Below are 22,465 nucleotides of genomic sequence, written 5' to 3'. Positions count from 1 at the left end.
AATTTGGTTGCTATATTAGTAAAAAAACAAACATTATCCAAACTTTATATGGGAAAAAGCCTATAAAATGCTGGCGTATAGGTCAAAATCATCGGCGGCTGTAATTTTCACTTTATAGAATTCACCTATTTTTAAGTACTCGTCATCAGCTTTTATCAAGACCTCAGGATCTACCTCAGGAGAGTCAAACTGGGTTCTGCCTATGTAGTAATCTCCTTCCTTCCGGTCTATAATGACTTTGAATTCTTTACCTATTTTCGTTTGGCTCAGTTCGCCGGCTATTTCCTGCTGAAGTGCCATTAATTCATCCAAGCGCTGTTGTTTCACTTCATGAGAAATGGAATCTTCGTATTCTTTAGCGGCGAATGTTCCTTCTTCTTCTGAGTATGCAAAGGCCCCCATCCGGTCAAATCGTACTTTTTTGACGAATTCTTTTAATTCTTCAAAATCTTCTTCAGCCTCGCCGGGATGTCCTACCATTAATGTTGTACGTAAGTGAATACCGGGTACTTCCCGACGAAATTTTTCGATTAATTCGTAGGTTTCCGCTTTACTTACGTGTCGGCGCATTTTATTCAGCATATTGTCACTAATGTGTTGCAGGGCGATATCCATATATTTGCATACATTATCGTGTTCGCGCATAACACGGAATAATTCTTCCGGGAAATGCGCCGGATATGCATAGTGTAAACGTATCCATTCTACACCGGGAACATTAGCAATTCTTTCGATGAGTTCGGGCAATTTCTGACTTTTATATAGATCTACGCCGTAGTAAGTCAATTCTTGGGCTATAATTTGGAACTCCTTTACTCCTTCGGATACAAGTAGTTTCACTTCATCAATAATCTCCTCCATCGGACGTGAAATGTGGCGTCCTGTAATAATAGGAATGGCACAATAAGAACATTTACGGTCACAGCCTTCTGATATTTTCAGATAAGCATAGTGATGAGGAGTGGTTAATGTCCGTTCAATGGCAAATTCCGCCTTGTATGCTTTGCCTAAATCTGCCAGTAACTCATTCCAATTAAACTTACCATAGAATTTGTCTACTTGAGGAATTTCCAATGCCAATTCTTTTAGATATCTTTCTGAAAGGCAACCCATTACATATAGTTTTTTGAGTTTCCCTTCTTCTTTGGCCTGACAAAATTCCAATATCATATTGATCGATTCCTCTTTGGCATCGCCGATAAAACCACATGTATTAATAACTGCGATTTCTCCTTGCGGTTTATCGGAATCATGAGTTACTTTATAACCGTTTGCTTCCAGCTGACGCATCAGCTTTTCTGAGTCTACTAAGTTTTTGGAACACCCTAAGGTGATGATATCTATTGTGTTACGTTTCATTTATTATTCAGTCTCTCCAAATAGTGAGTCTACAAATTCTTTTTTGCGGAATACCTGCATGTCTTCAATACCTTCGCCCAATCCAATATATTTTACGGGAATTTTGAACTGCTCTGAGATGCCAATTACAACGCCCCCCTTGGCTGTTCCGTCCAATTTGGTAATTGCCATAGCAGTAACTTCTGTAGCCAAAGTAAACTGTTTTGCTTGTTCAAATGCGTTTTGACCGGTAGAACCGTCTAAAACCAGCAATACTTCGTGAGGTGCGTCCGCAACAACTTTCTTCATCACATTCTTGATTTTAGTAAGCTCGTTCATCAAACCTACTTTATTGTGAAGACGACCTGCGGTATCAATAATTACTACATCTGCATTATTAGCTACGGCAGAGCTTAAGGTATCAAAAGCTACGGATGCGGGATCTGATCCCATTTTCTGTTTAATAACAGGCACTCCTACTCTTTCTCCCCAAATATCCAATTGTTCTACGGCGGCAGCACGGAATGTATCAGCGGCACCCAAATAGACGGATTTGCCCGCCTTCTTAAATTGATATGCCAATTTGCCAATGGTTGTAGTTTTACCCACACCGTTTACACCTACCACCATGATGACATAGGGCTTCTTACCTTCCGGAACAGTGAAATCATCCGAATCCACCGTGTTATTTTCAGTCAATAATGCCGCTATCTCTTCACGGAGAATCTTGTTCAGTTCCTGAGTGTTTACATATTTATCTTTGGCAACTCTTTCTTCAATGCGTTTAATAATATTTAGAGTTGTTTCAACGCCTACATCCGAAGTAATAAGCACTTCTTCCAGATTATCCAATACTTCATCGTCTACTTTTGATTTACCAGCTACGGCACGGGCAATCTTACTAAATACACTTTCTTTGGTTTTGGACAATCCTTTGTCTAAAGTTTCCTTCTTTTCTTTCGAGAAAAAATTAAAAAATCCCATATTGGAGTCTGATTTATCTGTTTATGCTACAAAGATATAACTAATCTCTTACACGGACAAAAAAAAGTGTCACAATGATTGGTCATAATGTATTATGATGATAACATTGTGGTATAAAAAAAGTTCCTTCCATAATATATGAAAGGAACTTTCCATTAGTCTTCCGACTGAATTATTTCTTGAAAAAGTCTTGAACTTTTTCGTTAGGTACCATTTGCTCATCGAAGATGTAAGCTCCTGTTTTCGGAGATTTAACCATCTTGATAACCTTAGTATAAGAACGTCCTTCTTTACCTGTCTGAAGGGTTGCGACTGTTTTCTTTGCCATGGGTTATAATTATTTAATTTCTTTGTGAACTGTTACTCTTTTCAAAATAGGATTGTACTTCTTAAGTTCCAATCTTTCAGTGGTATTTTTTCTATTTTTTGTTGTAATGTAACGAGAAGTTCCCGGCATACCACTATCCTTCATTTCTGTGCATTCAAGGATTACCTGTACTCTATTACCTTTAGCCTTCTTTGCCATAGTCTATCTCTCCTTTTTAATTAACCAATAATTTTGATGCTTTTCCAATCACAATAGCCTTTGGTTACCGCTTCATTCAGCGCTGCATCCAAGCCTTTTTTATTAATCACACGTAAGCCGTTAGCGCAGATATTCAGGCTAATCCAGCAATCTTGTTCTACATAGTAGAATTTCTTAGTAAACAAGTTCACATCAAAAGTTCTTTTGGTTCTTCTCTTAGAGTGTGAAACATTGTTGCCAATCATGGCTTTCTTTCCGGTAATTTGACAAATCTTCGACATTGCTATCTTATTTTTATAGTTTTTTTCAATACTTATTTCAAACGGAGTGCAAAATAAGCACTTTTATTTGTATAAAACAAGAGTTTTTGCAAATAATTCTGCAATTACTGCTCATTTTCTTCGTTTTGGAACAACTTTCGGAGCAGTTGCAGTGCATTTTGGGTTGCATTTGCAATGTTTTTGTTTCTTCCTTCGTCGCCTTCCAATTTCAGTGTAATCACTTTGTCTTTACATCCGGCAGCAATCCAAATGGTACCTACCGGCTTGTCGGGGGTACCTCCTGTGGGCCCTGCGATACCTGAAGTTGCTACAGCACAATCAGAATTCATCGATTTCATCGCCCCTTTTACCATTTCGATAACGGTTTCTTCACTTACAGCCCCATGAGTTTCTAAAGTTCCGTGGTTTACCCCCAACAGATTTTCCTTTATTTCGTTGGAATAGGCGATAATTCCACCTTTAAAGAAGTGTGAACTTCCGGCAACGGCTGTAATAGCGGCCGCCACACTTCCTGCCGTGCAACTCTCGGCAGTAACGAGTGTCAGGCCTTCTCTCCAAAACAAATCGTTAATCTCTTTACTTAAAAATTTACCTTCTACTGACATGTTGAAAACGGTTTTTAAATATTTAAATAGTTACCCGTGAATAAGCGGGCTTGTCTATAGTGCAAAAATCATTGTCCAGGTACTTGTAATAACCGGTAATTGCGATCATTGCAGCATTATCCGTAGTAAAGCTGAACTTCGGGATATAGATATTCCAACCATATTTCCCGGCATGTTCGCGGAATGAGTTACGAAGCCCGTTATTGGCTGATACCCCTCCGGCTACTGCCACTTCATTTATTTTGAGATTTTTGGCTGCTTTTCTCAGCTTATCCATTAAAATATCTACAATAGTCGCTTCTAATGAAGCAGCCAAGTCGTTTTTATGATGCTCGATGAAATCGGGATCTTCTTTCAACCAGTCACGCAAAGAGTATAGGAAAGAAGTCTTTAGTCCACTGAAGCTATAGTTATAGTCCGGAATATGTGGTTTACTGAAAGTGAACGCTTTGGGATTGCCTTGACGTGCCAGTTTATCAATGATAGGACCTCCGGGATAACCTAAGCCCATTACTTTAGAACATTTGTCGATAGCTTCTCCTGCTGCATCGTCAATAGTTTGTCCCAAAACTTCCATATTATTATAGGCCTTTACCAATATTATCTGTGAGTTTCCTCCTGACACCAGCAGGCACAAGAAAGGGAATTTAGGTTGGTTGTTGTCTTCTTCCGATTCTTTAATGAAATGGGCTAACACATGGGCTTGCAGGTGGTTAACATCAATCATTGGTATATTTAATGAACGTGCGAAACCTTTCGCAAAAGATACTCCGACCAGTAATGATCCCATCAAGCCGGGTCCTCGGGTGAATGCAACGGCGCTTAGTTGCTCCTTGGTAACTCCTGCCCTTTTTAAGGCTTCGTGCACCACCGGTACAATGTTTTGTTGATGGGCACGTGACGCCAATTCGGGAACCACCCCTCCGTAAGCTTCGTGAACAGCCTGGCTGGACACTACGTTGGACAACAATACGCCATTCTTGATAACTGCGGCTGATGTGTCGTCACAGGAAGATTCTATACCTAATATAATTGTATCCATATTTCTATACCTTAATTATATATATTAATGTGTCAGAATTTCAAGTCCGTTATCTGTCATAACGAAAGTATGTTCCCACTGTGCAGACGGCTGTTCGTCTTCGGTGACTACAGTCCAGCCATCTTCCTCATCAATGAAGACTTCCCATGTTCCCATATTGATCATTGGTTCAATGGTAAAAACCATTCCCGGGACCAATAGCATACCAGTTCCTTTTTTTCCAAAATGTTCTACATCCGGTTCTTCATGAAACTCTATGCCTACTCCGTGTCCGCAGAGATCACGCACTACTGAGAATCCATTTTTTTTAGCATGTTTTTCAATGGTATGTCCTATGTCTCCCACAAAACCAAATGGTTTTGCAGCTTCCATGCCTATCTCCAAACATTCTTTAGCTACTCGTACCAGTTTCTCTTTCTGAGGTGTGGTTTTTCCAATGGTAAACATACGCGATGCGTCGGCATAATAACCATCAAGAATGGTAGTACAATCCACATTGATAATATCTCCTTCTTCCAGAATGTCGAATTCATTAGGAATACCGTGACAAACAACCTCATTGATAGAGGTGCAGCAACTTTTTGGAAAACCTTCATAGCCTAAGGTTGCAGGAATGCCGCCATGATCTTTAGTGTATTCATAAACTAGTTTGTCTATTTCCAATGTGCTCATGCCTGCATGGATCTCGCGTTCTACAAGGTCTAGCACTCCGGTATTGATAATACCGCTACGGCGTATTCCTTCAATCTGTTCTGGTGTCTTAATCAGTTCACGTGAAGGCACCAAATGACCTCTATCTTGATAATAGAGAACCTTTTTATCTAACTCTGTGAGTTCCATACCTTTGGGCACTCTCCAGTTTATTTTATTTCTTTTCATATCAAAGGATTAATTGACTTACAAAGTTAGAGGAAATATTTGTAAAAATGGCTCATCCGGCAATAAATATCTTCATAAAAAGAGAATTTACATGAAATTTGACAGAAACAAATGTTAAATAATCATGTCTTTTACATGAATTTTATGTAGGAGAGTCTATTTTATTTTAATAAAAGGTTATATTTACCGCAAAAAACTAAGCATTCTATTATTAACTTCTTTAATTGAACATCAAAATGGATAAACATCAAATTGGAGTAAACGCAGGAAAAGTTTGGAAACTGCTGAATGACAATAAACGGTGGAGTTATTGTGATTTAAAAAGAGCTTCAGAGTTGTCTGACAGAGATTTGAATGCAGCTATAGGTTGGCTGGCCAGAGAGAATAAAATAGACTTTGAATGTTCTAACGGAGACGATTGCCTGTTTCTGAGCGTCAATGTTTATATTGGCTGAATACGAGAAACAGATAATTATGTGGGGCCAAAACTTTCATAATTATCTGTTCTCTTTTTTTAATCAACTTTTCTAATCACTTTGGCTGGATTACCTACAGCAACGGAATTGTCGGGAATGTCTTTAGTTACGACACTTCCAGCTCCGATAATACAGCGATGACCTATTTTTACTCCGGGACAAAGAATAGCTCCTCCTCCTATCCAGCAATCTTCTCCGATAGTTACGGGATATGCATACTCTTTGGGTTCGCGTCGGGTTATGTAATCTACCGGATGATGTGGAGTATAGATCTGTACATTGGGTCCTATCAATGTATGTGCTCCTATGGTGATATATCCACCGTCTAAAAATGTACAGTTGGCATTCACAAAGACATGCTCTCCTAAGCGGATGCCGTGTCCATGATCACAGTAAAATGGTGGACAGATGACAGAAGTGGAAGGGATACCCGGCACTAATTCTTCCAGCACTTCCCTAAAACCATCATCGTATGTACTCATCATCCGTAATTGGGCCACTAGTTTTTTGGCGTGTATGAAACTGGCCTGTATTTCCGGTTTCTCCATATCGGCCAGCTGACTGTTACGCATTTTGTCTATCTCGTTCATAATTAAAGGGCTTTAAGATTTCGCCTCAAATGTAGGATTTGTTTTCCGTTCTGCCAAATATACACCACACAAGATAAGAAAACAGCCGGTAAGGGCTATCCAAGTTATCTTTTCATTAATAATGACCGCTGAAGTAAGAAGAGTTACCAAAGGGATGATATAAATATAGTTTGTACTTTTTACGGCTCCCAATTCCTTGACACATGCATTCCAGGCTATGAAGCAGAGCATGGAGGCGACAAATCCCAAAAAGAGAAGATTTCCAAACACGATGGGTTGCATCATCAAGACATTGTCCCAATTTAACGGACGGAATAAAAACATGGGCAGAATGGTCAGCACTCCGTAGAAGAATACTTTACGGGTAATGAATACGATAGAATAATGATTATCCAATTGTTTGAGAATAAGGCAATAAAATGCCCACATCAATGCAGCGGTCAGTGAAAGAATATCTCCCAAAGGATTAATTTTCAGAATGAAACTGCCGTTGAAAACAACTAGCCCCACTCCTATCAAAGCCATGATCGATCCGTAAACAAGATGGCGGGTGAAAGGTTCTTTTCTTCTGAACAAATAAGAAAGTAGTGTGGTCAGAACAGGTGATGTGCATACTATCAGAGACACGTTGGAGGCTAATGTGATACCGAGAGCCGTATTTTCAGTAATGAAATAAATAGTTCCTCCACATAATCCGGCCAATAAAAGTAACAATTCATCTTTTATTCTATTGGCAAATAGTTTTTTATAAGAAATACACCACATGCAAAGATAGGCCAGAGTGAAACGATAAAAGAAGATGTCGGAAGGACTTAATCCATGTTGGATTAGAATCTTAGTAGAAACAAAAGTAGTCCCCCAGATAGCTACAGTGATTATTGCCATTAAGTGATAGACGAACTTTGATTTGATTACATTCATAATTTATATGTGTTTTATTATGTTGCAAAGATAGGTTTTGTTTTCGAGAAACTTATCAAAATATATGGCATAGTTGAGCTGATACAAAGTTCGTTTGTTTTCTCACTTACCTTGGGCGCGGCCCTCAAGGTAAGTGAGATATTTCTATTTCTGGGGAATCCAGGAATCTACCAGCTCCTGATGTTCTTTTACCCATTTTTCCGCTCCTTCTTTTTCATTATATTCATTTTGTGATACATCATCCAGCAAGCTGCTGATTTCTTCGGTGCTCAGATGTATGTTTTCTATCAGTTTTACCACAAACGGGTGTTGCTCACCAAATCCTTTGCAGGCAATGGCTGTAATTGTTTCCGCTTTACCAAAAATGCCTTTCGGGTCTTCTAAAAATTTTAATTTAAAGCGGGTGAACATCCAATGGGGAGTCCATCCCGTCACCACAATCCATTGATGTTCGTCAATGGCTCTTTTTAGTACTGCGGTCATAGCCGGTCCGCTAGACTCCAGCAATTTGTAATCCAGATTGTATTTTTCTATGGCCATATCTGCAGCATGCATAATCCCTGCGCCGGCATCAATGCCGATAATCTCGCCTCCGAATTTTTCTTTGTTGGCATTTAATTGGTCAATAGAATGAATGTCCACATAATCGGGGACTACCAGACCGATACGGGCATCTGGATAGATCTTGCCTAAGATTTCCAGATTCTTTCCGTATTGTTTCATATAATCGGCCTGTGTGGCTGGTAACCAAGCATCCATCAGCAAATCTACTTTGCCACGGGCCATTGTTGCATAGATAGGAGCTGGATCAGCATTCTTTAAAATGACATGATAACCTTGTTGTTCAAGAATCACTTCCGTTAAATAGGTCAGAGCGATGCCATCGTCCCAGTTTATGTATCCAATGCTTATTGTCTTATCATCTTTTTTCCCGCTGCAAGAGGTAAGCAACAGGAGGAAAGACAAAAAATATAGTATTTTCTTCATGCTTATTTCCCTTTCTTTTGTTTTCCAAGTCCTTGTGTTATTCTATCCAGAATGATGGCTAGGATGACTACTGCGATACCGCCTTCGAAACCTAAACCTATTTTCATCTGCGTGATACCTTTCAATACGATTTCCCCTAACCCTCCGGCTGCAATCATAGCGGCAATGACCACCATGGAGAGCGACATTAGGATTGTCTGGTTTATACCGGTCATGATGGTGGGCAATGCCAGCGGTAATTGTACCTTGAATAATAATTGCATAGGTGTCGCACCAAAAGAGCGCGAAGCTTCTATAACATTCTTCGGTACTTGCTTGATACCCAGGCTGGTCAGACGCACTACGGGAGGCATGGCAAAAATAATGGTGGCAAAAGCTCCCGGAACGGTTCCCAGCCCGAAAAAGAGTACGGCAGGAATCAGATAGACGAAAGCAGGCATCGTTTGCATCAGGTCGAGGATAGGATGCAGAATTTTATCACATCGTTTGCTGTTTGCGCTCCATATTCCCAATGGAAGTCCCATGATAAGAGCGATGATGGTAGACGAAAGCACCAATGCTAAAGTCTGCATGGTTTCGTTCCAAAATCCCATTCCCCAAATCAGTAATAATCCTAAAATGGTAAAAATGCTGACTCCTTTTCCCGATTTATACCAAGCCAGGATGGCCAGCAATGCTATTGTTACATAAAAAGGTATCCACATCAATATGTTTTGGAACCCATCTATGAACCCGCCTATTCCAACATTGATGGCGTCGAAAAGAGGGGCAAAGTTTTCTGTGAGCCAGTTGATGGCTGTTTCTATATATTTTCCTATGTTTATCATAATTCGATAGCGTTTTGAATAAGTTCATTAATTTCTTCTTTATCTTTTCCGGTCATCTCTACTACGATGGACGATAGAGGAACCAAGCCTTTCAGTTCGCGTTCTTCATTTACCACATAAATGGGAGAATTGGTTTTCGTAATTAAGGGAAGCAGATCCTCAATCTTTGTGTCCTCCGTAACGGAATGTACTTCACTTTGTACGGCTTCCTTGATTGATTTTATACCTTTATGCCGAAGAATGGCGGCACTTTCCAATGTAATCTCTCCTATCAGCTTGTCATTTTCATCTATCACAGGAAGCACGGTAATATCTCTTTCTTTCATCTTTCTGATCAGAACCTCGGGACCTTCTTTACGCAGACGGGCTACGGCGGGACGGGTTATCATAATACTTCCTGCCGTTATGATTTTGCTCCGGTCCACATTTTCTACAAATCTTGCCACATAGTCATTGGCTGGTTCTGTTAAAATTTCTTCTGAAGTTCCGACTTGCACCACTTCTCCGTCTCTCATAATGGCAATGCGGTCACCCAGTTTAATTGCTTCGCTCAAATCATGCGTGATAAAGACGATGGTCTTTTTCATTTTGGATTGCAGCGCCAGCATTTCATCTTGCATTTGTACGCGGATCAATGGGTCCAAAGCGGAAAAGGCTTCATCCATCAGTAATATTTCCGGATCATTTGCCAAAGCGCGTGCCAACCCGACACGTTGCTGCATTCCGCCGGAAAGTTGTCCGACCATCTGATTCTGATGTCCTTTCAGCCCGACTATTTCCATACTCTTCATGGCTTTTTTCTCACGTTCTTGTTTGGGAACTCCTTGGAGTTCAAGACCGAATGCAATATTGCTTAAAACACTGCGATGAGGTAACAAACCAAAATTTTGGAACACCATAGCTATCTCCCGGCGACGCATTTCCAACAATTCCTTATCAGATGCGGCAGTAATATCTGTTCCATTAATCAGTACTTGTCCTTTTGTGGGTTTGATTAATCGGTTTATGCAGCGCAATAAAGTTGATTTGCCACTACCCGATAGCCCCATGATTACGAAGAACTCTCCTTCTTTGATTGTCAGATTGGCGTTTTTAACTGCTACAGTACAATTAGTCGCCTTTAAAATTTCATTTTTTCTTTTTCTTTCTTTCAACATCCGGAACGCTTTCTGCTTTTCCGGACCGAAAACAAGATATAAGTCTTTTATTTCTATTTTGTTCATAGTCTATAATAGTTTAAATTAATTAAGAATAGGGAGGAATTGACGGAAGTAAATTGAGATGTCATCCGGTATATTTAACGAAACAAAATATAAAAAGGTTCATTATAAGATGAGTTTAATTGATCAGTAAATATGTTTCTTACAGCTTGTTATTGTTTACTCCCTACGGGAGTGGTTCAGAAAATCCGAGATTAAAAAAGATAATCAGAAAGCGTTTTCTATAAAACAGAAATTAAGTATTATCCTTTTGTCGAGCGTTCATTTTATTCTATCTTTGTCCCGCAAAACAGAATAAATATATGGATAGTATTTTAATTATTGATGATGAACCGCAAATACGCAAACTTCTTTCGCGTATGATGGAATTGGAAGGTTACGAAGTATTCCAGGCAGCCGATTGCCAGTCTACATTGAAACAACTTAAGTTACATAATCCCCAAGTGGTGTTGTGTGATGTGTTTTTGCCGGACGGCAATGGAGTGGATATGGTTACAACCATCAAAAAACTCTATCCAGAATTGGAGGTGATACTTTTGACCGCCCACGGTAATATTCCGGATGGTGTGCAGGCAATCAAGAATGGAGCCTTTGATTATATCACCAAAGGGGATGATAATAATAAAATTATTCCGTTAATCAGCCGGGCTATGGCTCAGGCTAAAAAGAATGTAGGGGAAAAAGTGAAAACAGAAGAAACCCAAAGTTTCTCTTTTGACGCTATAAAAGGGAAGTCGGAGGGTATGCAACAAGCCGTAGCATTGGCCCGAAAGGTTTCGGCAACGGATGTTACAGTCTTGCTGACCGGAGAAACAGGCACGGGGAAAGAAGTCTTTGCACAAGCCATCCATCGCAACAGTCTTCGCAAAGAGAATGCTTTTGTGGCTGTAAACTGTTCTGCTTTTAGCAAAGATCTGCTTGAAAGCGAGATATTCGGTCATAAAGCCGGTTCGTTTACCGGAGCGATGAAAGATAAGAAGGGGCTGTTCGAAGTGGCCGATAACGGAACCATCTTTTTGGATGAAATAGGTGAAATGGCTTTCGAGCTGCAGGCCAAATTGCTTCGTGTGCTCGAAGCGGGAGAGTACATCAAGATAGGCGACACGAAACCGACGAAAGTGAATGTCCGCGTTATCTCCGCCACCAATCGGGACCTGAAAAAAGAAATAGAACAAGGTAATTTCCGTGAAGATCTTTATTATCGTCTTTCTGTTTTTCAGATACACCTCCCTCCTCTTCGTGAGCGCAAAGAAGACATCGAACTTTTGGCGGGAAGCTTTATCCAACTCTTTTCAAAAAAACTGGGGAAACAAGTGGAAGGGATGGCTCCGGAGTTCTTGAATGCTTTGAAAGCTGCCGACTGGAGAGGAAATATCCGTGAATTGCGAAACGTGATAGAACGCAGCATGATTGTCTGCGACAAACAGCTTACCTTACAAGATCTTCCTATTGAAATACAGAATACCCGACAGGAAGATTATTCCGGCAAGAATTATTCGGAGTTTGAACTGGCCGCTATGGAAAAACGTCATATTGCTAAAGTTCTGCAACATACTAAAGGAAACAAGACTGAGGCTTCACGTTTATTGAAAATAGGTTTGACTACTTTATATAGAAAAATAGAGGAATACGGTATTTAGTTATTGAGTACCATTGATTAAGCCGTTTCCTCCTTATGGCTAAGCCCACTCTTATGGTTTGCTGCTACAGTTTCTTCCGGTGGACTGTACGGAGCGATGCCGGCGACTATAGTATGTAACCGTAAGAATGGGCTTAACCATAAGGAAGAAAGAGCTTAGTATCAGGTATGAAAGACCATACGGTAGCGTTTCACAAGCTGGAACACTTACTACACTCTTCTGTCCGTCACAGTTTCAGCAAAGATGGAAATGGAATCGGTATAGTACGGATTTTAGAAATCCCCCGTGGCTTTCCTCAGCAAGACAGGAGCTCTCGATATACTTCAGCATCTTCTTCCGAGAAACAGCATACAATCACTTCTCCTTCATAGCCATGTGCCATTTCTTCCCCGATGGCATTCAATGCGATACGTGCCGCTTCTTCCTTGGGATAATGATATACGCCGGTACTGATACAGGGGAATGCAATGCTTTGGATGCCGTTTTCTCTCGCTAGTATAAAACTGGTACGATAACATGATGCAAGTTTTTCGGCTTCTCCATGCGTTCCCCCATGCCATACGGGCCCTACAGTATGAATTACTTTCCTGCATGGCAGGTTGTATGCATCGGTTATCTTGCTTTCCCCTGTCGGACAACCGCCCAATGTTTTGCATTCCGCTAACAACGCCGGACCTGCAGCCCGATGGATAGCTCCATCTACACCGCCACCACCCAGCAACGAACTGTTGGCTGCATTTACAATGGCGTCGACTTTTAAAGTAGTGATATCGGCTACGGTAACATTTATCTTTTTCATTTTTCCTTTCTGTTTTTCTGTATTAAAACCTCTATACAAAGCTATATAATAAATTGGGGAATTATGCAGTTTGGCAGCAAATAAATCAATTATTCTCCTGTTTTGATATCCTTCCCTTTTCATTTTGAAAAGATCTTCTTTTGCTCCCTCTTTTTTCTTGTTGTTATATCTGTATATAAATCAATTACTTATCTCCTGTTTGCCAGTAATGGCACACTATTGGCATATAGCGTGGCAGTTAACAATAGTATTAATTTAAAAAAAGGAATTATGGATTTATTTTCAATCGGATTTGCGGTTTGTACCTTGAGCGGCATAGCTTGCTTTTGGCTTTTCTTTAAATGTATAGACTGGTTCGAGAAGATCTAAAAAAAGAAAGGAGAAACAAGTTATGTACACAGCATTATTTGTAGTTAGTTTGATTATGTTCGGCTATATGATGTATGTTCTTATCAAGCCGGAGAAGTTTTAAAAAAGTAAGTTAAGAAATAAAGAGTTATGAATACTGAAGTTTTAGGTGTTATAGCGCAAATTGTCTTATTGATAGTGCTTAGCTATCCTTTGGGCAAATATATCGCTAAAGTTTATAAAGGTGAAAAGACTTGGTCGGATTTTATGAAGCCCGTTGAACGGGTTATGTTCAAACTGAGTGGTATCAATCCCAATGAGGAGATGAACTGGAAACAGTTTTTGAGAGCCTTGCTGGTGGTAAATCTATTTTGGTTCCTTTGGGGGATGGTACTGTTGGTTACACAAGGTGTGCTGCCGCTTAACCCGGATGGAAATGCCGGTCAGACTGCGCATCAGGCATTCAATACTTGTATCAGTTTCATGGTGAACTGTAACTTGCAACATTATAGCGGTGAAAGTGGGCTGACTTATTTTACTCAGCTATTCGTCATCATGCTCTTTCAGTTTATTACTGCCGCTACCGGTATGGCTGCCATGGCAGGTATAATGAAAGCGCTGGCTGCAAAGACTACTCAGACTATTGGCAATTTCTGGAACTATTTGGTATTAAGTTGTACCCGTGTCCTGTTGCCTCTTTCATTGATCGTAGGTTTTATCCTGATTGTGCAAGGCACTCCGATGGGCTTTGACGGAAAAATGAAGGTGACCACCATGGAAGGAACTACACAATATGTATCACAAGGCCCTACGGCGGCTATTGTCCCTATCAAACAATTGGGTACTAATGGGGGTGGTTATTTTGGTGTAAACTCTTCTCATCCCTTGGAGAACCCTACCTATTTTGCTAATATGGTGGAATGTTGGTCTATCCTTATCATACCTATGGCGATGGCATTTGCATTCGGTTTCTATCTGAAACGTAAAAAATTGGGTTATAGTATATATGGTGTCATGCTGTTTGCTTATCTGGTAGGAGTTTGTATCAATGTCAGTCAGGAGATGGGTGGTAATCCACGTATTGATGAGATGGGGATAGCGCAGGATAATGGCGCGATGGAAGGTAAAGAAATACGTTTGGGCTCGGCCGCCACTGCTTTGTGGAGTATTACTACTACGGTTACTTCCAATGGTTCTGTCAATGGTATGCACGATTCAACAATGCCGCTTTCGGGTATGATGGAAATGCTGAACATGCAGATCAACACATGGTTTGGCGGTGTAGGTGTGGGATGGATGAACTACTTTACATTTATTATTATCGCCGTGTTCATCAGTGGGTTGATGGTAGGCCGTACACCGGAGTTTCTTGGTCATAAAGTAGAAGCACGTGAAATGAAGATTGCTTCCATTGTAGCACTACTTCATCCGTTTATCATTTTAGTTGGTACAGCATTGGCTGCTTATCTGTTTGTTCATGCGCCTGCATTTGTGGAAAGTGAAGGTGGCTGGTTGAACAATCCCGGATATCATGGTCTGAGTGAAATGCTTTATGAATACACCTCGTGTGCCGCCAATAATGGTTCCGGTTTTGAAGGACTGGGTGATAACACATGGTTTTGGAACTACTCTTGTGGTATTGTGCTGATATTAGGACGTTTTGTCCCGATTGTAGGTCAAGTGGCCATAGCAGGTATTCTGGCTAAGAAAAAATTTATTCCCGAAAGCGCCGGCACATTGCAAACCGATACAGTGACATTCGGTGTGATGACATTTGCGGTTATTTTTATTGTTGCCGCACTATCATTCTTCCCGGTACATGCATTAAGCACTATTGCCGAGCACTTGAGTTTATAATTCTGATAACAGACAACGATATTAATAGAAGATATGAAAGATAATAAATCAGCTTCTTTATTTCAGAAGGAGCAAGTTATTGACAGCATAAAACAATCATTCGTGAAGTTGAATCCGCGAGTGATGATTAAGAATCCGATTATGTTCACGGTAGAGGTTTGTACAGCTATTATGTTCTTGGTGATGCTCTACTCTATCGTTAATGATTCACAAGGCTCATTTATTTATAATTTATGGGTTTTCGTAATTCTGTTCATCACCTTGTTATTTGCTAATTTTGCTGAAGCTATTGCCGAAGCGCGCGGAAAAGCACAAGCCGATAGCCTGAGGAAGACTCGTGAGGAGACTCCTGCCAAATTGATTGTGAACGGGACTTTGAAAACTGTCAGTAGTTCCCAGTTAAAGAAAGGTGATATTTTTGTATGTGAGGCAGGAGATGTTATTCCTGCCGATGGCGAGATCATCGAAGGACTGGCGTCTATTGACGAAAGTGCCATCACAGGCGAATCCGCTCCTGTAATCCGTGAAGCAGGCGGTGACAAGAGTTCAGTAACAGGAGGTACAAAAGTATTGTCCGATCAGATAAAAGTAATGGTAAGCACCCAGCCGGGTGAAAGTTTCTTGGATAAGATGATTGCATTGGTGGAAGGCGCATCCCGCCAGAAAACACCGAATGAAATTGCATTGACTATCCTGTTGGCAGCATTTACATTGGTCTTTGTCATTGTGTGTATCACCCTTAAACCGTTTGCCGATTATACGGGAACTGTCATTACCATTGCTTCTTTTCTGTCCTTGTTTGTCTGCCTCATTCCCACCACTATCGGAGGATTGCTTTCGGCTATCGGTATCGCCGGGATGGATCGTGCTCTGCGTGCCAACGTCATAACCAAATCGGGTAAAGCAGTGGAAACAGCCGGAGATATAGATACTTTGCTTCTTGATAAAACAGGAACAATAACTATAGGAAACCGTAAAGCTACTCGTTTTTATCCGGCTCAGGGAGTGGATGAACATGCTTTCATCGAAGCCTGCCTACTCTCATCTGTATCTGATGATACTCCGGAAGGTAAATCTATTATTGAACTGGGACGTGAATCGGGTTTACGGATGCGTAATTTGAATACCGATGGTGCTCATATGATAAAATTTACCGCCGAAACCAAATGCTCGGGTATTAACTTGAAGGATGGAACAGAAATCCGTAAAGGTGCATTTGATGCTATCCGCAAGATAGCTTTGTCTGCCGGAAACCCTTTCCCAAAAGAAACGGAAGATATCATTCAAACCATTACAAGTAATGGAGGTACTCCATTGGTGGTGAGTGTCAATAAGAAAATTGCCGGAGTTATAGAATTGCAGGATATCATAAAACCGGGTATTCAGGAACGTTTTGAACGTTTACGCAAGATGGGGGTAAAAACAGTCATGGTGACGGGAGATAACCCTTTGACCGCCAAATATATTGCAGAGAAAGCCGGAGTAGACGACTTCATAGCCGAAGCTAAACCGGAGGATAAGATGGAGTATATCAAGAAAGAGCAGGCTGCCGGCAAACTGGTTGCCATGATGGGTGACGGAACAAATGATGCTCCTGCCCTTGCCCAAGCTAATGTGGGGGTTGCCATGAATAGCGGTACACAGGCTGCCAAGGAAGCAGGGAATATGGTGGATTTGGATAATGATCCTACCAAGCTGATAGAAATTGTTGAGATAGGTAAACAATTGCTGATGACACGTGGTACACTGACCACTTTCTCCATAGCCAATGATGTGGCCAAATATTTTGCCATTGTTCCTGCATTGTTCATGCTTTCCATTCCAGAACTGGCTGCATTGAATATTATGGGGTTGCATAGCCCTGAGAGTGCTATCTTATCTGCAGTTATATTCAATGCCATCATTATTCCTATTCTGATTCCGCTGGCATTGAAAGGAGTTCAATACAAACCGATAGGAGCTTCCGCCTTGCTTCGTCGTAATCTTTTGATATATGGCATAGGTGGTGTTATTGCTCCTTTTGTGGGTATTAAATTAATAGATTTAGTAGTAGGATTATTCTTTTAACAAGTAAATAACAATGAAAAATTTTATAAAGTCATTCAGACTTACTTTAGTCTTTTGTGTGTTTTTCTCAGTATGCTATATACTAGTCTTATGGATTTTCGCTCAATTTGCCGGACCTAATTCCGGCAATGCCGAGGTTGTGGAACTTAACGGAAAAGTGGTAGGTGCAGCCAATGTGGGACAATTATTTACAGAAGATATCTATTTCTGGGGACGTCCTTCATGTGCTGGTGAAGGTTATGATGCGGCTAGTTCGGCCGGTAGCAATAAAGGTCCTACCAATGAGGAGTATCTGGCTGAAGTAGAAGCTCGGATTGATACATTTTTAAAGCATCATCCTTACTTGAGCCGTAAGGAAGTACCTGCCGAAATGGTAACAGCCAGCGGTTCCGGATTGGATCCTGACATCACTCCGGCCTGCGCATACGTGCAGGTACAACGTGTGGCTAAAGCTCGCGGAATGAGTGAGGAAACTGTAAAAGCTATTGTAGATAAAGCTGTGGAAAAACCGTTTATGGGCATGTTCGGTACAGAGAAGGTGAATGTGTTAAAACTGAATGCTGCTTTAGAAAAGGCAAAATAATAAAAATATATAGTCATTAAATTAGGAAGATGTGCGTCATGAAAAAGAGAAGTTTCCTGGATACCGAGAGCCTGTCGGCTCTAGAAGCTGTGGCTATCATTGTATTGTTCTTTGCTTTGATAACATGGATTCTTGATCTTTGACGTGCATCACCATTGAATGATGCATCTTGATTCAGAAAAACTCAAAATGGATATTTCCTTTCAGACAATAAGAAGGAAATAGTAGAAATATGTAAAACACGAATATTAATTAGTTTAATTTTTTAAGATGAAAAGGAATTTGAAAAAAGTGGTCTTGGTGTTGGCTTTACTGTTGCCTGGAGTGATAAAAGCACAAGAATTTAACGTAACGGCTAAGGCAGATTTTGTAAGTGATTACATTTGGCGTGGCGCTTACCAGAATTCAGGATTTTCTGTACAGCCTACATTAGGATTATCTTACGGCAACCTTTCTTTATCTGCTTGGGGGAGTCAGAGCCTGACCAAGACAGACGGTGCACAAGAGTTTGACATCAATTTAAGCTATACTATTGGCGGTTTAGGTATTACAGTAACCGACTATTGGTGGAATGGCATCACCATGCCCTACGGGGATTATAAACATGATCATCATTTTGAAGGAACATTAGCTTATAATTTCGGCGAGAACTTTCCTCTGACCTTGAGTTGGTCTACTATGTTTGCGGGAGGAGACGATAACAAAGACGGTGATCGTGCTTATTCCACTTATATCAATGCTTCTTATAATATTGCTTGCCCGGCAGAAATTACGCTCACTCCTTCCGTTGGTTTCACTCCTTGGAAAGGAATGTATGATGCTGATGGTGCTGCTTTTACAGATATTGCTTTAAAAGCTTCCAAGAACATTAATATTACAGATAATTTTTCTTTGCCTTTGTTTGTACAGGCTATTGTTTCGCCCTCATTTGACAAAACTTATCTGATAGCCGGATTAAGTATTGGGTTTTAAATGTGTGATTTTTTTGATGAAAAGGAGAAATGCTTTGCATTTCTCCTTTTTGTTGTATTAGAGTGACTTATCTTTTTTTTGATTCTTGCCAGATGTGGTATTTTTGTTCAAAGAGTTGCCACGTGGAGAATGGAATATGGCAAAAACTAAAGATAGTTTTGTATCTCTTTAATGTTATTCAACTTAATAAAGTGGGAGTGCGTTACTTCTCCTTCACATTGTTCGTGTGCCCAAGTGATATGATGAGGTACATAGGCTGCATAACCTCCGAGTTCCAATATGGGAATAATATCTGACTTTATTGAGTTTCCTATCATCAGTAAATTTTCTGCCTTACACCCTAAATTATCAAGCAATCTTTTATAATCCGCATTCTTCTTGTCGCTCATTATTTCTATGTGGCAAAAACATTCTTGTAGTCCGGACGCAGAAATCTTTCTTTTTTGATCGAACAGATCACCTTTGGTGGCCAATACTAATTTATAATTTTCGCACAAGGCTGATATGACTTCTTGCACACCGTCCAATAATATGATTGGCCTTTGCAGAAGTTCCTGGCCTGATCGGAGGATTTCTTTTACGAGATTGAGATCTCCTTCTCCATTAGTAACTTTGCAAATGGTTTCAATCATGCAAAGCAGCATTCCTTTCAGTCCATAACCATAGATATGCAGATTTTTTATTTCTGTTTTGAACAGTTCTTCTGATATGGAAGGAGCTGGTAAATATTTCCTCAGAAGATGACAAAATTTGTGTTCCAACTCTTGAAAATAAAGTTCATTTTCCCAAAGAGTGTCATCGGCATCAAAAGCGATAAATTCTATTTTATTTTTCATGTTTTATTATTAGAATAGGAAGAGGGAGCAATCATATCATAATGTATTGTTTTGTCCGTCTTTTAAGTTCTGTATAAATTCGGCAACATTTCGTCCATCCACCAAGCCATGGTGGACACTGATGGATATAGGGAGCAAAAGTTTCTTTTTTTCTTGTATCAGCTTACCTGTAGAAATTTTGGGTATAGAATCTCCTGTTTGAATTGAACCGGCATGTTTCATCTCGGAAAAGGCAAACCAAGGTAGAGCCGAATAACGGATGACATCTGCTCTTGCAGTGTCCTTGGAAAAAGAAAGTCCGGCACTGTTTTTTACTCTATGTATTTCCTTTTCTGCATTTTCAATAAATAAGGAAAGATCTGTGTCATACTCAAAAAATCCAAAGCCAAAAGTTCCGTCCTCTCTTCCGATAGTGGGCGAAATATTGATTTTATCATATTCTACTACTTCTCCGTTTTCTATACGTAATTTGAATGCAGTAGTTGCATTGATACATTTCAATAGGAAGTACACAGAATAAAGAAAAAAAGAAACCTCCATATTTTTACTTTGTTGATATACGCTTGTGAAATCAACAGTCGTAGTAATTCCCCAAAAAGGGTCATCGAGAGCCGAGAAGAATTTAAAATGCTCTTTTCTATTCCAATTGTCCAGGTTAATAACTCGCTTCATTTTCTATTTACTCTGTTTTTCTTTTATGTGTATTATTTCTGTTGCAACTATTTTAACGATAAAACATATTGTTGCAAATATACAAAAAGTATTTTAACAGAGATGTTCTTTGTTTGCTTTAAATCCATTTTATTATTTCCTGTTCTGTGCTAAAGTTAAGAATGGATAACAGCAACTATTTTAAAAGGTTATTCAGGACTGATAATCAACTATATGTCTATTTTTGTTTATAAGGGAAAGAATTCTATTAAATTCATAAGTCAGATTTTTGTATGGATAACAATTTAGGTGATAGAATTGGCAATAAAGTACAAATCGCTATAAGGATAAAATAATGTTTTATTTAATCAAAAACAAAAGCAACAAATACCTTGTCGGACGAATTGTTGCTTCTGTTTACTCAGGAAGGTCACATAACAAAAGAGTCTTGTAATTGAGTTTGCTTTATTACATCAAATTTCTCTGATGGAATATCTAGAAAGGCTTTGCACAGTGTCACTAATGCCTTTTCTCTATCTTGTTCCCGTACCAGCACTGAAAGATTGTGAGTGCTGCTACCGTATGAAATCATGCATACCGGCATTTCTTTCAGTGTTTCTATAATTCTGGCTTCCAACCCTGTATGCTTTTCCCAATTTAGATCTCCAATAACGCTGACCACAGACATTTCTGTTTCCATTCCTATTTCCGCATACTTATGTAATTCACGATATATCAGGCGTAATGTGTCGTTGCTACATTTCACAGCCAATGAAACACTTACATTAGAGGAAGTCGCTAAATAGACAGGAACCTTATATTTCTCGAACACATCAAATACTTTTCCAATAAATAGATAAGAAGTAAGAATCCCCAACGAACGAAGTTTGACAAAGACCACACCTCTGCGTGAAACAGCAGCTTTTACTTTTGTTCCTGTTTTTTCTGATGATATTCGTAATGTATCTTTCGGCGTTTTTATCAATACAATAGCCATACCGGCGGTGCGCGCCAGCGGAATACATTCCGGATGAAGCAATGCAATGCCGCTATCAATAAAATTCTCGGCTTCACCGTATGTAAGAGTTCGAGTATGTTCCATACCTCGGAAACAAATTTCATCAGAATGTAAGGATGTTATAATTTCATCCGCATGGAATACAGCCCCGATAACAGTGGCATAATACTCATTTCCTATTTGTGGGAAGAAATCCACTTCATCATATACATTTTTACACAAACGGCTTTGGGTAATAAGAATGTGAACATCGGGACAGTCTTTCATCAGTTCTTCTACATTCTTTTTCACATACTTTATATCCGGTTTTCGATCAAGCCCTAGTCGCATGAAATGACATGAGTTCAAGATGAAGTTCTTTTTTGTACATTCTTCTAAATAATGTGACAGAATAAGAGAGGATATCATTGCTCCGTGAGCCATGATCTCATGATCGTCAATGATGTTCAGATTTTCATTACATAAACGGGAAATTTGATCGATGTGTACTTTTATTTCTTTGGCAGCTTCTGCTTTCTGTATTTCGGAGGAAAGAAGATTGTCCAGCCAATTTCTACAATCATTCTCAAAATCCTGCAATTGACTCATAACCTCTTCGATATCGACATGGAATAAAGAAATAGAAACAGCTTGCAGCTTTTGGGCAATGCTGGTAAAAGTGTCGAGCACTATAATAGAACGTTCGTTCATGTTAATTACTTCAGTCCAATGTTTCAGTTCGGTGGCAGATTTAATATTTTCTAAATTATATACTTTCATTTTTTTATTGCATTTTATTCTTTTGGAGTTTCTTTTTCATTTTAACAGGCAAATTTCCATATTGGAAAGCTATGTTTTTACTAGTTTCATCTTTATTAGTTTGTTAATCAGTTATTTCTTATTGTTTGCTCGCTACCTTTTCTATAAGTTGATAGCGTTATACTCCATATAAATCAAAATCGATGCCATTACAAAAATTGCACTTTTATCTTTCAGCTATTTCATTTCCCATTTTAGAAAAAAGGCTTTCATATTGAAA

General features: G+C 39.7%; 24 protein-coding genes. 7 read left to right on the top strand and 17 right to left on the bottom strand.

What is annotated here, in order from left to right:
- Nucleotides 1-60 precede the first annotated feature (60 nt).
- The 8 genes from rimO to map all read right to left on the bottom strand — a co-directional run bounded on the left by rimO (nt 61) and on the right by map (nt 5,655).
- The gene (gene rimO / locus GKD17_RS11505; RefSeq protein WP_007835426.1) at nt 61-1,359 is read right to left on the bottom strand and encodes a 30S ribosomal protein S12 methylthiotransferase RimO; all 1,299 of its coding nucleotides are present in this window, start codon (nt 1,357-1,359) and stop codon (nt 61-63) included.
- A 3-nt stretch (nt 1,360-1,362) separates the two neighbouring features.
- Nucleotides 1,363-2,322: a signal recognition particle-docking protein FtsY gene (gene ftsY, locus GKD17_RS11500; RefSeq protein ID WP_007835429.1), complete on the bottom strand. Its 960-nt coding sequence runs from the start codon at nt 2,320-2,322 to the stop codon at nt 1,363-1,365.
- 172 nt (nt 2,323-2,494) lie between these two features.
- Nucleotides 2,495-2,650, bottom strand: a complete 156-nt coding sequence (locus tag GKD17_RS11495; protein ID WP_005841293.1) for a DUF4295 domain-containing protein — start codon at nt 2,648-2,650, stop codon at nt 2,495-2,497.
- A 9-nt stretch (nt 2,651-2,659) separates the two neighbouring features.
- Nucleotides 2,660-2,848, bottom strand: coding sequence for a 50S ribosomal protein L33 (rpmG, locus tag GKD17_RS11490; protein ID WP_005841291.1), 189 nt, complete (start codon nt 2,846-2,848; stop codon nt 2,660-2,662).
- 20 nt (nt 2,849-2,868) lie between these two features.
- Nucleotides 2,869-3,129 carry a 50S ribosomal protein L28 gene (gene rpmB / locus GKD17_RS11485; RefSeq protein WP_005841284.1) on the bottom strand — a complete coding sequence of 87 codons (261 nt, stop codon included), beginning with the start codon at nt 3,127-3,129 and terminating at the stop codon, nt 2,869-2,871.
- Between the two features lie 104 nt (nt 3,130-3,233).
- On the bottom strand, nt 3,234-3,734 hold the full coding sequence (locus GKD17_RS11480; RefSeq protein WP_007835431.1) for a CinA family protein: 501 nt from the start codon (nt 3,732-3,734) through the stop codon (nt 3,234-3,236).
- Nucleotides 3,735-3,756: 22 nt separating this feature from the next.
- Nucleotides 3,757-4,776: a tRNA (adenosine(37)-N6)-threonylcarbamoyltransferase complex transferase subunit TsaD gene (gene tsaD / locus GKD17_RS11475; RefSeq protein ID WP_007835432.1), complete on the bottom strand. Its 1,020-nt coding sequence runs from the start codon at nt 4,774-4,776 to the stop codon at nt 3,757-3,759.
- A 24-nt stretch (nt 4,777-4,800) separates the two neighbouring features.
- Nucleotides 4,801-5,655: a type I methionyl aminopeptidase gene (gene map, locus GKD17_RS11470; RefSeq protein WP_007835433.1), complete on the bottom strand. Its 855-nt coding sequence runs from the start codon at nt 5,653-5,655 to the stop codon at nt 4,801-4,803.
- Nucleotides 5,656-5,891: 236 nt separating this feature from the next.
- Between map and GKD17_RS11465 the strand changes: the two genes are divergently transcribed.
- On the top strand, nt 5,892-6,110 hold the full coding sequence (locus tag GKD17_RS11465; protein ID WP_005841264.1) for a winged helix-turn-helix domain-containing protein: 219 nt from the start codon (nt 5,892-5,894) through the stop codon (nt 6,108-6,110).
- A gap of 59 nt (nt 6,111-6,169) precedes the next feature.
- Here GKD17_RS11465 and GKD17_RS11460 read toward each other — a convergent pair whose 3' ends face one another.
- The 5 genes from GKD17_RS11460 to GKD17_RS11440 all read right to left on the bottom strand — a co-directional run bounded on the left by GKD17_RS11460 (nt 6,170) and on the right by GKD17_RS11440 (nt 10,679).
- Nucleotides 6,170-6,721 (bottom strand): sugar O-acetyltransferase, encoded by a 552-nt coding sequence (locus GKD17_RS11460; protein ID WP_005841261.1) that lies wholly within the window; start codon nt 6,719-6,721, stop codon nt 6,170-6,172.
- Between the two features lie 12 nt (nt 6,722-6,733).
- The gene (locus GKD17_RS11455) at nt 6,734-7,642 is read right to left on the bottom strand and encodes a DMT family transporter (RefSeq protein WP_007835434.1); all 909 of its coding nucleotides are present in this window, start codon (nt 7,640-7,642) and stop codon (nt 6,734-6,736) included.
- Between the two features lie 144 nt (nt 7,643-7,786).
- A complete protein-coding gene (locus GKD17_RS11450) occupies nt 7,787-8,629 on the bottom strand; it encodes a glycine betaine ABC transporter substrate-binding protein (RefSeq protein WP_007835436.1) in 843 nt (280 codons plus the stop codon).
- Nucleotides 8,630-8,631: 2 nt separating this feature from the next.
- Nucleotides 8,632-9,456, bottom strand: a complete 825-nt coding sequence (locus GKD17_RS11445) for an ABC transporter permease (RefSeq protein ID WP_007835442.1) — start codon at nt 9,454-9,456, stop codon at nt 8,632-8,634.
- Nucleotides 9,453-10,679, bottom strand: a complete 1,227-nt coding sequence (locus tag GKD17_RS11440) for a quaternary amine ABC transporter ATP-binding protein (protein WP_007835444.1) — start codon at nt 10,677-10,679, stop codon at nt 9,453-9,455. Before GKD17_RS11440 ends, GKD17_RS11445 begins: the two co-directional genes overlap by 4 nt.
- 299 nt (nt 10,680-10,978) lie before the next feature.
- On the opposite strand from GKD17_RS11440, the gene GKD17_RS11435 reads away from it, so the two are divergent.
- Entirely contained in the window at nt 10,979-12,316 is a 1,338-nt protein-coding gene (locus tag GKD17_RS11435; RefSeq protein WP_007835445.1) for a sigma-54-dependent transcriptional regulator, read from the top strand.
- A gap of 295 nt (nt 12,317-12,611) precedes the next feature.
- Here GKD17_RS11435 and GKD17_RS11430 read toward each other — a convergent pair whose 3' ends face one another.
- Entirely contained in the window at nt 12,612-13,238 is a 627-nt protein-coding gene (locus GKD17_RS11430; protein WP_007835448.1) for an O-acetyl-ADP-ribose deacetylase, read from the bottom strand.
- 268 nt (nt 13,239-13,506) lie between these two features.
- Between GKD17_RS11430 and GKD17_RS23755 the strand changes: the two genes are divergently transcribed.
- The 5 genes from GKD17_RS23755 (at nt 13,507) to GKD17_RS11405 (ending at nt 18,942) form a co-directional block, all read left to right on the top strand.
- Entirely contained in the window at nt 13,507-13,587 is an 81-nt protein-coding gene (locus tag GKD17_RS23755; protein ID WP_074783379.1) for a potassium-transporting ATPase subunit F, read from the top strand.
- Nucleotides 13,588-13,613: 26 nt separating this feature from the next.
- Nucleotides 13,614-15,320, top strand: a complete 1,707-nt coding sequence (gene kdpA / locus GKD17_RS11420) for a potassium-transporting ATPase subunit KdpA (RefSeq protein WP_007835455.1) — start codon at nt 13,614-13,616, stop codon at nt 15,318-15,320.
- Nucleotides 15,321-15,353: 33 nt separating this feature from the next.
- Nucleotides 15,354-17,387 carry a potassium-transporting ATPase subunit KdpB gene (gene kdpB, locus GKD17_RS11415; RefSeq protein WP_007835457.1) on the top strand — a complete coding sequence of 678 codons (2,034 nt, stop codon included), beginning with the start codon at nt 15,354-15,356 and terminating at the stop codon, nt 17,385-17,387.
- 13 nt (nt 17,388-17,400) lie between these two features.
- A complete protein-coding gene (locus tag GKD17_RS11410) occupies nt 17,401-17,970 on the top strand; it encodes a K(+)-transporting ATPase subunit C (protein WP_007835459.1) in 570 nt (189 codons plus the stop codon).
- A 270-nt stretch (nt 17,971-18,240) separates the two neighbouring features.
- On the top strand, nt 18,241-18,942 hold the full coding sequence (locus GKD17_RS11405) for a hypothetical protein (protein WP_007835461.1): 702 nt from the start codon (nt 18,241-18,243) through the stop codon (nt 18,940-18,942).
- 146 nt (nt 18,943-19,088) lie between these two features.
- Here GKD17_RS11405 and GKD17_RS11400 read toward each other — a convergent pair whose 3' ends face one another.
- The 3 genes from GKD17_RS11400 to GKD17_RS11390 form a co-directional block, all read right to left on the bottom strand.
- Nucleotides 19,089-19,778: an HAD family hydrolase gene (locus GKD17_RS11400; protein ID WP_007835463.1), complete on the bottom strand. Its 690-nt coding sequence runs from the start codon at nt 19,776-19,778 to the stop codon at nt 19,089-19,091.
- A 36-nt stretch (nt 19,779-19,814) separates the two neighbouring features.
- The gene (locus GKD17_RS11395) at nt 19,815-20,450 is read right to left on the bottom strand and encodes a chloramphenicol acetyltransferase (RefSeq protein ID WP_007835464.1); all 636 of its coding nucleotides are present in this window, start codon (nt 20,448-20,450) and stop codon (nt 19,815-19,817) included.
- A gap of 409 nt (nt 20,451-20,859) precedes the next feature.
- Complete coding sequence (locus GKD17_RS11390) at nt 20,860-22,206, bottom strand: ACT domain-containing protein (RefSeq protein WP_007835465.1); 1,347 nt, start codon at nt 22,204-22,206, stop codon at nt 20,860-20,862.
- Nucleotides 22,207-22,465 lie beyond the last annotated feature (259 nt).

This window comes from Phocaeicola dorei, from assembly GCF_013009555.1.
GTDB classification, from domain to species: domain Bacteria; phylum Bacteroidota; class Bacteroidia; order Bacteroidales; family Bacteroidaceae; genus Phocaeicola; species Phocaeicola dorei.
This window is presented reverse-complemented; position numbering and strand designations above follow the sequence as displayed.

Coding starts and splice junctions, on each gene's coding strand:
- rimO (WP_007835426.1), bottom strand. CDS start 1,359: ATGAAACGTAACACAATAGATATCATCACCTTAGGGTGTTCCAAAAAC.
- ftsY (WP_007835429.1), bottom strand. CDS start 2,322: ATGGGATTTTTTAATTTTTTCTCGAAAGAAAAGAAGGAAACTTTAGAC.
- GKD17_RS11495 (WP_005841293.1), bottom strand. CDS start 2,650: ATGGCAAAGAAAACAGTCGCAACCCTTCAGACAGGTAAAGAAGGACGT.
- rpmG (WP_005841291.1), bottom strand. CDS start 2,848: ATGGCAAAGAAGGCTAAAGGTAATAGAGTACAGGTAATCCTTGAATGC.
- rpmB (WP_005841284.1), bottom strand. CDS start 3,129: ATGTCGAAGATTTGTCAAATTACCGGAAAGAAAGCCATGATTGGCAAC.
- GKD17_RS11480 (WP_007835431.1), bottom strand. CDS start 3,734: ATGTCAGTAGAAGGTAAATTTTTAAGTAAAGAGATTAACGATTTGTTT.
- tsaD (WP_007835432.1), bottom strand. CDS start 4,776: ATGGATACAATTATATTAGGTATAGAATCTTCCTGTGACGACACATCA.
- map (WP_007835433.1), bottom strand. CDS start 5,655: ATGAAAAGAAATAAAATAAACTGGAGAGTGCCCAAAGGTATGGAACTC.
- GKD17_RS11465 (WP_005841264.1), top strand. CDS start 5,892: ATGGATAAACATCAAATTGGAGTAAACGCAGGAAAAGTTTGGAAACTG.
- GKD17_RS11460 (WP_005841261.1), bottom strand. CDS start 6,721: ATGAACGAGATAGACAAAATGCGTAACAGTCAGCTGGCCGATATGGAG.
- GKD17_RS11455 (WP_007835434.1), bottom strand. CDS start 7,642: ATGAATGTAATCAAATCAAAGTTCGTCTATCACTTAATGGCAATAATC.
- GKD17_RS11450 (WP_007835436.1), bottom strand. CDS start 8,629: ATGAAGAAAATACTATATTTTTTGTCTTTCCTCCTGTTGCTTACCTCT.
- GKD17_RS11445 (WP_007835442.1), bottom strand. CDS start 9,456: ATGATAAACATAGGAAAATATATAGAAACAGCCATCAACTGGCTCACA.
- GKD17_RS11440 (WP_007835444.1), bottom strand. CDS start 10,679: ATGAACAAAATAGAAATAAAAGACTTATATCTTGTTTTCGGTCCGGAA.
- GKD17_RS11435 (WP_007835445.1), top strand. CDS start 10,979: ATGGATAGTATTTTAATTATTGATGATGAACCGCAAATACGCAAACTT.
- GKD17_RS11430 (WP_007835448.1), bottom strand. CDS start 13,238: ATGAAAAGGGAAGGATATCAAAACAGGAGAATAATTGATTTATTTGCT.
- GKD17_RS23755 (WP_074783379.1), top strand. CDS start 13,507: ATGTACACAGCATTATTTGTAGTTAGTTTGATTATGTTCGGCTATATG.
- kdpA (WP_007835455.1), top strand. CDS start 13,614: ATGAATACTGAAGTTTTAGGTGTTATAGCGCAAATTGTCTTATTGATA.
- kdpB (WP_007835457.1), top strand. CDS start 15,354: ATGAAAGATAATAAATCAGCTTCTTTATTTCAGAAGGAGCAAGTTATT.
- GKD17_RS11410 (WP_007835459.1), top strand. CDS start 17,401: ATGAAAAATTTTATAAAGTCATTCAGACTTACTTTAGTCTTTTGTGTG.
- GKD17_RS11405 (WP_007835461.1), top strand. CDS start 18,241: ATGAAAAGGAATTTGAAAAAAGTGGTCTTGGTGTTGGCTTTACTGTTG.
- GKD17_RS11400 (WP_007835463.1), bottom strand. CDS start 19,778: ATGAAAAATAAAATAGAATTTATCGCTTTTGATGCCGATGACACTCTT.
- GKD17_RS11395 (WP_007835464.1), bottom strand. CDS start 20,450: ATGAAGCGAGTTATTAACCTGGACAATTGGAATAGAAAAGAGCATTTT.
- GKD17_RS11390 (WP_007835465.1), bottom strand. CDS start 22,206: ATGAAAGTATATAATTTAGAAAATATTAAATCTGCCACCGAACTGAAA.